9 protein-coding genes are annotated in these 8,293 nt (G+C 56.4%); 7 read left to right on the top strand and 2 right to left on the bottom strand.

Annotated features, from left to right (window positions below):
• Window positions 1-116: 116 nt before the first annotated feature.
• Window positions 117-959 carry a mechanosensitive ion channel family protein gene (locus QMX93_RS10510; protein ID WP_053123098.1) on the top strand — a complete coding sequence of 281 codons (843 nt, stop codon included), beginning with the start codon at window positions 117-119 and terminating at the stop codon, window positions 957-959.
• A 228-nt stretch (window positions 960-1,187) separates the two neighbouring features.
• Here QMX93_RS10510 and QMX93_RS10505 read toward each other — a convergent pair whose 3' ends face one another.
• Window positions 1,188-2,513, bottom strand: a complete 1,326-nt coding sequence (locus QMX93_RS10505) for an OprD family porin (protein ID WP_053123096.1) — start codon at window positions 2,511-2,513, stop codon at window positions 1,188-1,190.
• Between the two features lie 897 nt (window positions 2,514-3,410).
• On the opposite strand from QMX93_RS10505, the gene QMX93_RS10500 reads away from it, so the two are divergent.
• Both QMX93_RS10500 and QMX93_RS10495 read left to right on the top strand, forming a co-directional pair.
• The gene (locus QMX93_RS10500) at window positions 3,411-3,836 is read left to right on the top strand and encodes an HIT domain-containing protein (RefSeq protein ID WP_053123094.1); all 426 of its coding nucleotides are present in this window, start codon (window positions 3,411-3,413) and stop codon (window positions 3,834-3,836) included.
• A gap of 3 nt (window positions 3,837-3,839) precedes the next feature.
• Window positions 3,840-4,046, top strand: coding sequence for a SlyX family protein (locus tag QMX93_RS10495; protein WP_053123092.1), 207 nt, complete (start codon window positions 3,840-3,842; stop codon window positions 4,044-4,046).
• A 66-nt stretch (window positions 4,047-4,112) separates the two neighbouring features.
• Here QMX93_RS10495 and QMX93_RS10490 read toward each other — a convergent pair whose 3' ends face one another.
• The gene (locus tag QMX93_RS10490) at window positions 4,113-4,715 is read right to left on the bottom strand and encodes a cold-shock protein (protein ID WP_053123090.1); all 603 of its coding nucleotides are present in this window, start codon (window positions 4,713-4,715) and stop codon (window positions 4,113-4,115) included.
• Window positions 4,716-5,028: 313 nt separating this feature from the next.
• Here QMX93_RS10490 and QMX93_RS10485 point away from each other — a divergent pair, with 313 nt between their 5' ends.
• The 4 genes from QMX93_RS10485 to aspS all read left to right on the top strand — a co-directional run bounded on the left by QMX93_RS10485 (window position 5,029) and on the right by aspS (window position 8,260).
• Complete coding sequence (locus tag QMX93_RS10485) at window positions 5,029-5,499, top strand: Dps family protein (RefSeq protein WP_053123088.1); 471 nt, start codon at window positions 5,029-5,031, stop codon at window positions 5,497-5,499.
• Window positions 5,500-5,681: 182 nt separating this feature from the next.
• Window positions 5,682-6,020 (top strand): ribbon-helix-helix domain-containing protein, encoded by a 339-nt coding sequence (locus QMX93_RS10480; RefSeq protein WP_053123086.1) that lies wholly within the window; start codon window positions 5,682-5,684, stop codon window positions 6,018-6,020.
• Window positions 6,021-6,153: 133 nt separating this feature from the next.
• The gene (locus tag QMX93_RS10475) at window positions 6,154-6,375 is read left to right on the top strand and encodes a zinc ribbon domain-containing protein (protein ID WP_053123084.1); all 222 of its coding nucleotides are present in this window, start codon (window positions 6,154-6,156) and stop codon (window positions 6,373-6,375) included.
• A gap of 109 nt (window positions 6,376-6,484) precedes the next feature.
• Window positions 6,485-8,260, top strand: coding sequence for an aspartate--tRNA ligase (gene aspS, locus QMX93_RS10470; RefSeq protein WP_053123083.1), 1,776 nt, complete (start codon window positions 6,485-6,487; stop codon window positions 8,258-8,260).
• Window positions 8,261-8,293: the final 33 nt, after the last annotated feature.

The raw sequence follows: 8,293 nt of genomic DNA, 5'->3' as shown, positions 1-8,293 counted from the left end.
CGAAAGCGGTGTGCCAGTCAACTCATTGGCTGAATGACCCAGCGCTTTCGCGAGCAGGCTCGCTCCCACATTTGTTTTGAATACACCCCGGAAAGCCGGAAATCAGGAGATAGAAGATGGATTTGAATGCTGAGGTAGACCAACTGGTCAAGGCATCCCAGGCGTGGATCCCGATGATCATGGAATACGGCAGCCGCGTGCTGCTGGCAGTGATTACCCTGGCCATCGGCTGGTGGCTGATCAACAAGGTCACGCAAAAACTCGGCGGTCTGCTGGCTCTGCGCAATGCTGACCTGGCATTGCAAGGTTTTATCAGCAGCCTGGCCAACATCATTCTCAAAGTGCTGCTGATCGTCAGCGTCGCGTCGATGATCGGCGTGGAAACCACCTCGTTCGTAGCTGCAATCGGTGCTGCCGGTCTGGCCATCGGTCTGGCGTTGCAGGGCAGCCTGGCGAACTTCGCCGGTGGCGTGCTGATTCTGCTGTTCCGTCCGTTCCGTATCGGTGACTGGATCGAAGCGCAGGGCGTGGCGGGTACTGTCGACAGTATCCAGATCTTCCACACCGTGCTGCGAACCGGCGACAACAAGACCATCATCATGCCTAACGGCAACCTGTCGAACGGCATCATCACCAACACCAATCGTCAGCCGACCCGTAAGGTTGTGTTCGATGTGGGCGTTGATTACGAAGCCGATCTGCAAAAGGCCCGTCAAGTGCTGCTGGATCTGGCCAACGACGAGCGCATTCTGCAAGACCCGGCGCCGCAGGCGGTAATTTCGACGCTGGGTGACAGCGCGATCACCGTTTCCCTGCGTGTGTGGGTTAAAACTGCAGACTACTGGGACGTGATGTTCATGTTTAACGAGCAGTCGCGTGATCGTTTAAAAACCGCTGGTATTGATATTCCTTTTCCGCAGCGAACCATTCGCGTAGTTCAGGAAACAGCAGCGCAGTAACAACCTTGATACCTGGCTTTGCAGTCAGTTAATCAATAAAGACCCAAGAGCTGTTCGCACTCTTGGGTTTTTTATGGTCGTCATTAAAGTTCGCCAGCTAATAGATAGCTGGCTAATCTTTGTCATTCGAATGCAGTTAAGCCAGGCATAAAAAAACCGCCCACCTGAAGCAGGTGAGCGGTTCTTGTTTAGAGCAGAGCTCTACAGTACTTCAGCTGTGCATCCCTATTAGAGGATGTTCAGTGGGTACTCAACGATCAGACGCACGTCGTTGTTGTCAGACGAGTAGCCGCTGTAAGCACCGTTCGAACGGTACATGGCATAACGCAGACGGAACGACAGGTCTTTGGCTGGACCTTCTTGCAGAACGTACTTGGACTCGGCGTTCCACTCGTTCTCTTTACCTTCACCCAGACCGTTGGTCTCGATGTTGTCACCCATCACGTAACGGGTCATGAAGCTCAGGCCAGGAACGCCGTAGTCTTTCATGTTGATGTCGTAGCGAGCCTGCCAGGATTTCTCTTCGCGACCCACGAAGTCGGAGATCTGGATGGAGTTGGCTACGAAGATTGTGCTGTTACCGTCAACGCCATAGTAGTAAGCGTTGTCTCCGCTCGACTGCTGGTAGGCAACGGTGAACTTGTGCGCGCCCAGGCTGTAAGCAGCGGCCAGGGACCACAGGTTGTTGTCCACACCCAGAGTGCCGTCACCGATGGCGTCGACCAGGTCACCACGGCTGTCGCCCTTGGTTTTGTAACCGTTCAGGTCGAAGTTCAACGACTGCGTGTCGTCGATCGGCAAGGTGTAGTTCAGGTTGATGTAGTACTTCTTGAAGTAGTCATCGGCGTCGGAAGCAGCCAGTGCACCGGTGAAGTTGTCGGTGAAGGCGTAGCTGGCACCAAAGATATTGATGTTGGTCAGGCCTTTGCCGCCGTTACCGTTTTCATCAGGCAGACCGCCGATGCTGTCACGGCCCATACCGGTTTGCTTGCTCAGGGAAGTGAAGCGACCTGCGCTCAGTTCCAGACCTTTGATCTCTTTGGAAGTGATCAGGGTACCGGTCGCGACTTCTGGCAGCAGACGGCTGTCATCGGTAGCGAACACTGGGCTGGCAACAAATTGTTGGCCGTATTTCAGGGTGGTGTCGGAGAGACGGAATTTAACTGCGCCGCCGATTTTGCCCTGGGATTTTTCCGGGTTGCCGTCGCTGTCGCTGGCGAACAGGCCGTTACCGCGGTGGCCCGAGCCGCCGTCCAGTTTGACCGAACCCATTGCCATGGCGTCGAGACCGAAGCCGATGGTGCCTTGAGTGAAGCCCGACTCGTAAGTCAGCAGTTGGCTGACACCGGTGTCCTGGCGATAGCCAGCAGTACCGGAAGAGCCGTTGCCTGCACCGTTTTTAAAGTCACGGTTCATGTATTCCATACGAGTCTTCAGTTTCAGACTCTGGTCGCCGAAGAAACCTTTGGAATCATCCTGAGAAGACGCCACTGCGAACTGCGAGGTGCCTGCTGCAACAGCCAGTGCGATCATGCTCCACTTCATCACGCGCATCGTGATTTGCTCCTTTGGTTTTTAGAAGAGTACTGCCGTCCCACCTGTTTTATTATCTGGGCGGCTCTTTCTTTTTGTGTCGGCGCAAACTTATATCACGCCGACAATGTTGGCGATACTTGCGAATCTAACGTTTCACCTTCTTTACGACGCTGTCGCAGATGGCTTTGTAGAGGTCGCAAATTCACAGTACCGATGCAATCGGGTCTACAACTTTCTCGCTGTTTTTCTAGCCTTTTGCATCGCTAAAAAAGAGTCCCTGGCAAAACACTTGAATCTCCATCGGGCAACCCTGCCACTGTTTTTGTTGGGCTTGAGGCATCCACATCGTGTGGTGCGCTTATAGTCCATATGTGTACGAATGCAACAAGCGTGCACAAACCGCAATGTCGGTGCGGTTATTTTTCTGAACACCGCCTGTTACCTGTAAAAACCTTATAAATACGGGGCGCCAAGCCCCTTTCTACAAGGGCTTGACGCCATTCCGGCTATCGTGTTGCCAAGGCATCGGCCGCGTGCGACAGCCAAAAACGTTACCGGTTCACCCCGCCAGTGAGTATTCGGCGGATGCTTCGACGCCTGAGCGTAGACGCACTGTGCGGTTTTGGTGCAAAAAAAATTACACCCTGTCCTGTAATCACACAGTCCGGCATGTGGGTAATCTAGAACGCCTCAATGGTTTTCAGTCATTTACGCGTATTCGTTATCCCTCTCGGTTCCGTGCTGGTGCAGGGCGCCAATAAATGTCACATGTCGGGGCGTTCGGCGAAAGCGCCGCCGGGCACAGCTGTCGTGAAGACTGGCGTATTCGCGGTATGCTTCCGGTCTGTCGCTTGGTGCGCTGCCCGTCGGGCTGGCCGCTAAGCTGAATATGTCGATCAGCCGGGAGTGCGCGCAGTGTTTGCTTTAGATTCACGACTTCAACAGGACACGCTGACCATCGGTGACTTCCCGCTCTGCCGCCTGTTGCTGTCCAACGACAGCAACTATCCATGGTTCATCCTGGTGCCTCGTCGCGACGATATCAGCGAGTTGTTTCAATTGGATGTCGCCGATCAGCAGCAGTTGTGGCTGGAAACTACCGCACTGGCCGAGTTGCTCAAGGACTTGCTGGACGCGGACAAAATGAACGTGGCAACACTGGGTAATGTTGTCAGCCAGTTGCACATGCATGTAATTGTGCGCAAACGCGATGACGCCGCCTGGCCGGCGCCGGTCTGGGGCAAGCACCCGGCCAAGCCATACAGTGCCGAGCAGGTTGCCGCGATTCGCGAGCGCTTGCGTCTGGTGTTGACCGAAGACTTCACGTTTCTGGAGGGCTGAAGCATGAGCCTGGAACAACGCGTTACCGATCTGGAAAGCCGTCTGGCGTTTCAGGACGACACCATTCAGGCGTTGAACGACGTGCTGGTCGCGCAGCAGCGCGTAGTCGATCGTCTGCAACTGCAAATGGCGGCGCTGCTCAAGCGTCAGGAAGAAATGGTCGGGCAGTTCGAGTCTTTTGAAGAAGAGGCGCCACCGCCGCACTATTAAGACTTTTCTGAATGCATAAAAAAACCGCGAACAGCCAGGCTGCTCGCGGTTTTTTATTGCCTTGGATCAGCGACGCGGCAGAGCAGCGATCACGTCCTCGGCTTGCAGGCCTTTGTCCCGGTTCATCACCGAGAACTCGACGCGCTGGCCTTCGACCAGAACGCGGTGGCCTTCGCCACGGATTGCACGGAAGTGCACGAAAATATCATCGCCGGAATCCCGGGAGATAAAGCCGAAGCCTTTGGAAGTGTTGAACCACTTGACGGTACCGGTATCACGATTGGTCATGTCATAGCTGGTTGGCGCGGCAGCAGGTGAAGAACGATAGAAGCTGACGGCCAGGTGCAGAACCACGGCAACCAGAGCGATCACCAGGGTGAACAGCACGGCTGGCTGGCCGGCGATGACAGGCATCGGCGCGATCAGGGTCAGGGTTTGCAGGACAACGGTCAGTACCAGAAGCGCGCTGACGAGGTTTTGCAGATGCTGACGCGGGCCTTTGTTCCAGTAAGGAATCACCGGGGCAATGATCAGGTTCAGCAGGCCGAAAAAGGCCAGGTAAAGTGCATCGGGTTGTTGCAGGTAGGGAACGGCTTCGGATTTCAAGCTAGGTATGAACGACAGCAGCAAAGCCGCTGCGCCCATTAGCAGGTGGACGATTTTCAACATTTTAATTGGCTCACGTTTATGACGGCTCACAAGGAAGAGCTGAAGGCGCACGGTTCGCTTCGGAACAAAAATAAGAGGCGTTGGACACGTACACGGCATCAGCCTATGCGCAACACCCCGAAAAATGGGGCATGGCGACACACTGCCTATTTAACAGCAAAGCCTGCGGCTACTCAAATCAGCCCGGCCAGCGGCACAGCGTCGGTCGATTTGTCGCAGCGTCTGTGGCCAATCAAGGCTGCGAGGTGTGGTCAGCCTTGCTAGAGTGGGTCTGCACCTGTTGGATGAATTCAATCGCCGTTAGGGGGTAAACATGGCAATCGATATCGGTATCAGTGAAGAAGACCGCAAATCCATCGTTGAAGGACTGTCGCGACTGCTGTCCGACACCTACGTGCTGTATCTCAAGACCCACAACTTCCACTGGAACGTCACCGGCCCGATGTTCCGTACGCTGCACCTGATGTTCGAAGAGCAATACAACGAACTGGCGCTGGCCGTGGATTCGATCGCCGAGCGCATTCGCGCGCTGGGCTTTCCGGCTCCGGGCGCCTACGCGACGTACGCGCGTCTTTCTTCTATTAAGGAAGAAGAGGGCGTGCCGAGCGCCGAAGACATGATCAAGCAACTCGTCGCTGGCCAGGAAGCCGTGACCCGCACCGCACGCGGCATTTTCCCGTTGCTCGATAAAGTCAGCGATGAGCCGACCGCCGACCTGCTGACTCAGCGCATGCAGGTGCACGAAAAAACCGCGTGGATGCTCCGCGCCCTGCTCGAAGGTTGACCGAGGCGCGCCTGTAATCGTTGGGTTGCAGGCGCGCTGTCCAGACTCTTACTTGTTGCGTTGGCTTATCCTACGTGGCGGGTCAACAAGTCGTCTGGCTATAACTTTGCGTCTGCGTTTTTATGGAGGTCACAGGAAGTGGCTTTGAAAATCCGCAGAGATGGCAAAGGAGTGTCAACGATATGGAAGATGCAGACAGGCGCAACGACAGGGTTGTCGTGCCGCCCCATGAACTGATCGTCGATCCGTTCGTCAATGAGTTCGACATGGCATTGATCCGGCCGCTGTCGCGATCCGTGCGTTTGAATGGTTACGCCACCTGCCTGCGACTGGAGCAGGTGTACTGGAACATCCTCGCCAATATGGCGGCCAATAATTGCTGTTCGATCAGTTCGCTGTTGTCCCACGTCGACCGCGAGGTGCAGTTGCGTCACGGCGGAGTGAAAAATTTCAGTGCGCTGGTGCGGGTGGTCTGTGTGATGAACAGCGGTCGGGAGGTGGCGCCGGCCATCGCGGTCTGAACGGTGACGGTTGCAAGCGAGGTCGCGGCCCGTGCAGTCTTACGGCTGCACAGGCCGCATTTAATGGATATAATCCCGCTCTTTCGCCGCAAAGCCCTGCGCGCGGTAGCAATCTGATCGCCGAGACACCTCCATGCCGATGTACGATTACCAATGTGCTTCCTGTGGTCATCAGTTGGAAGCCATTCAAAAGATCAGCGCTGCACCGCTGGTCGACTGCCCTGCCTGCCAGGCGCCAGAGCTCAAGAAACAAATGTCCATGCCAGGCTTTCGCCTCAGCGGCAGCGGCTGGTACGAAACCGATTTCAAGACCGGCGCCAAGAAGAACCTGGCCGGTGGCGACAAATCTGACTAGGGTTCAAACCCAGGTCGAACGACACGCGTGAGTGTCCCGATGGCGCACACAGTTTGAGTGCGGCGGGATCTCCACCGAATTTCGAATTACGAGAAGCGAAACCACTACCATGATGCGCAGCCATTATTGCGGCCAACTGAACGAAAGCCTGGAAGGTCAGGAAATTACCCTTTGCGGATGGGTTCACCGTCGTCGCGACCACGGCGGGGTGATTTTCCTCGATATCCGTGATCGTGATGGTCTGGCCCAAGTGGTATTCGATCCGGATCGCGCCGAGAGCTTCGCCGCCGCCGACCGCGTGCGCAGCGAATACGTCGTAAAGATCACCGGTAAGGTGCGTCTGCGTCCGGCCGGTGCCACCAACGCCAACATGGCGTCGGGCATGATCGAAGTGCTGGGTTATGAGCTGGAAGTGCTGAACGAGTCGGAAACGCCGCCGTTCCCGCTGAACGAGTTCTCCGACGTCGGCGAAGAAACCCGTCTGCGCTATCGCTTCCTCGACCTGCGTCGTCCGGAAATGGCCGAGAAGCTGCGTCTGCGTTCGCGCATGACCACCAGCATCCGTCGCTTCCTCGACGAAAACGGCTTCCTCGACGTTGAAACGCCGATCCTGACCCGTGCCACCCCTGAAGGTGCGCGTGACTATCTGGTGCCGAGCCGTACTCACGCCGGTTCGTTCTTCGCTCTGCCGCAATCGCCGCAGCTGTTCAAACAACTGCTGATGGTTGCCGGTTTCGACCGTTATTACCAGATCGCCAAGTGCTTCCGCGACGAAGACCTGCGCGCTGACCGTCAGCCAGAATTCACCCAGATCGACATCGAAACCAGCTTCCTCGATGAAAAAGAGATCATGGGCCTGACCGAGCAAATGATCCGCAACCTGTTCAAGGAAGTGCTGGATCTGGAATTCGGCGAATTCCCGCACATGACCTTCGAAGAAGCCATGCGCCGCTACGGTTCCGACAAGCCAGACCTGCGTATTCCGCTGGAGCTGGTCGACGTCGCCGATCAACTGAAAGAAGTTGATTTCAAAGTATTCAGCGGCCCGGCCAACGATCCGAAATGCCGTATCGCTGCTCTGCGCGTACCAGGCGGCGCAAGCATGCCACGTAAGCAGATCGACGATTACACCAAGTTCGTCGGCATCTACGGGGCCAAGGGCCTGGCGTACATCAAGGTCAACGAGCGCGCTGCCGGTGTTGAAGGTCTGCAATCGCCGATCGTGAAAAACATCCCGCTGGAAAACCTCAACGCCATCCTCGATCGCGTTGGCGCCGTTGACGGCGACATCGTGTTCTTCGGCGCCGACAAGGCCAAGATCGTCAGCGAAGCTTTGGGCGCACTGCGTATCAAGCTCGGTCACGACCTCAACCTGCTGACCTGCAAGTGGGCACCGATGTGGGTTGTCGACTTCCCGATGTTTGAAGAAAACGACGACGGCAGCTTCTCCGCGCTGCACCACCCGTTCACCGCGCCGAAGTGCTCCCCGGAAGAACTGGAAGCCAACCCGGCCGGCGCGCTGTCCCGCGCGTACGACATGGTGCTGAACGGTACTGAACTGGGTGGCGGTTCGATCCGTATTCACCGCAAGGAAATGCAGCAAGCGGTATTCCGCCTGTTGGGTATCAACGAAGCGGAACAGGAAGAGAAATTCGGCTTCCTGCTCGACGCCCTGAAATACGGTGCGCCGCCGCACGGTGGTCTGGCCTTCGGTCTCGACCGTCTGGTGATGCTGATGACCGGCGCCCAGTCGATCCGTGAAGTGATCGCCTTCCCGAAAACCCAGAGTGCTGCTGACGTGATGACGCAAGCGCCGGGTGTCGTGGATGCCAAGGCACTGCGTGAGCTGCACATTCGTTTGCGCGAAACGCCAAAGGCTGAGTAACACGGGCCTGAAGGCGCATCTTCGGATGCGCCT

The organism is Pseudomonas sp. PS01303, from assembly GCF_029959385.1.
Lineage (GTDB): Bacteria > Pseudomonadota > Gammaproteobacteria > Pseudomonadales > Pseudomonadaceae > Aquipseudomonas > Aquipseudomonas rustica.
Note: the sequence above shows the minus strand (reverse complement) of the source record. Positions and strands in the feature narration are given on the sequence as shown.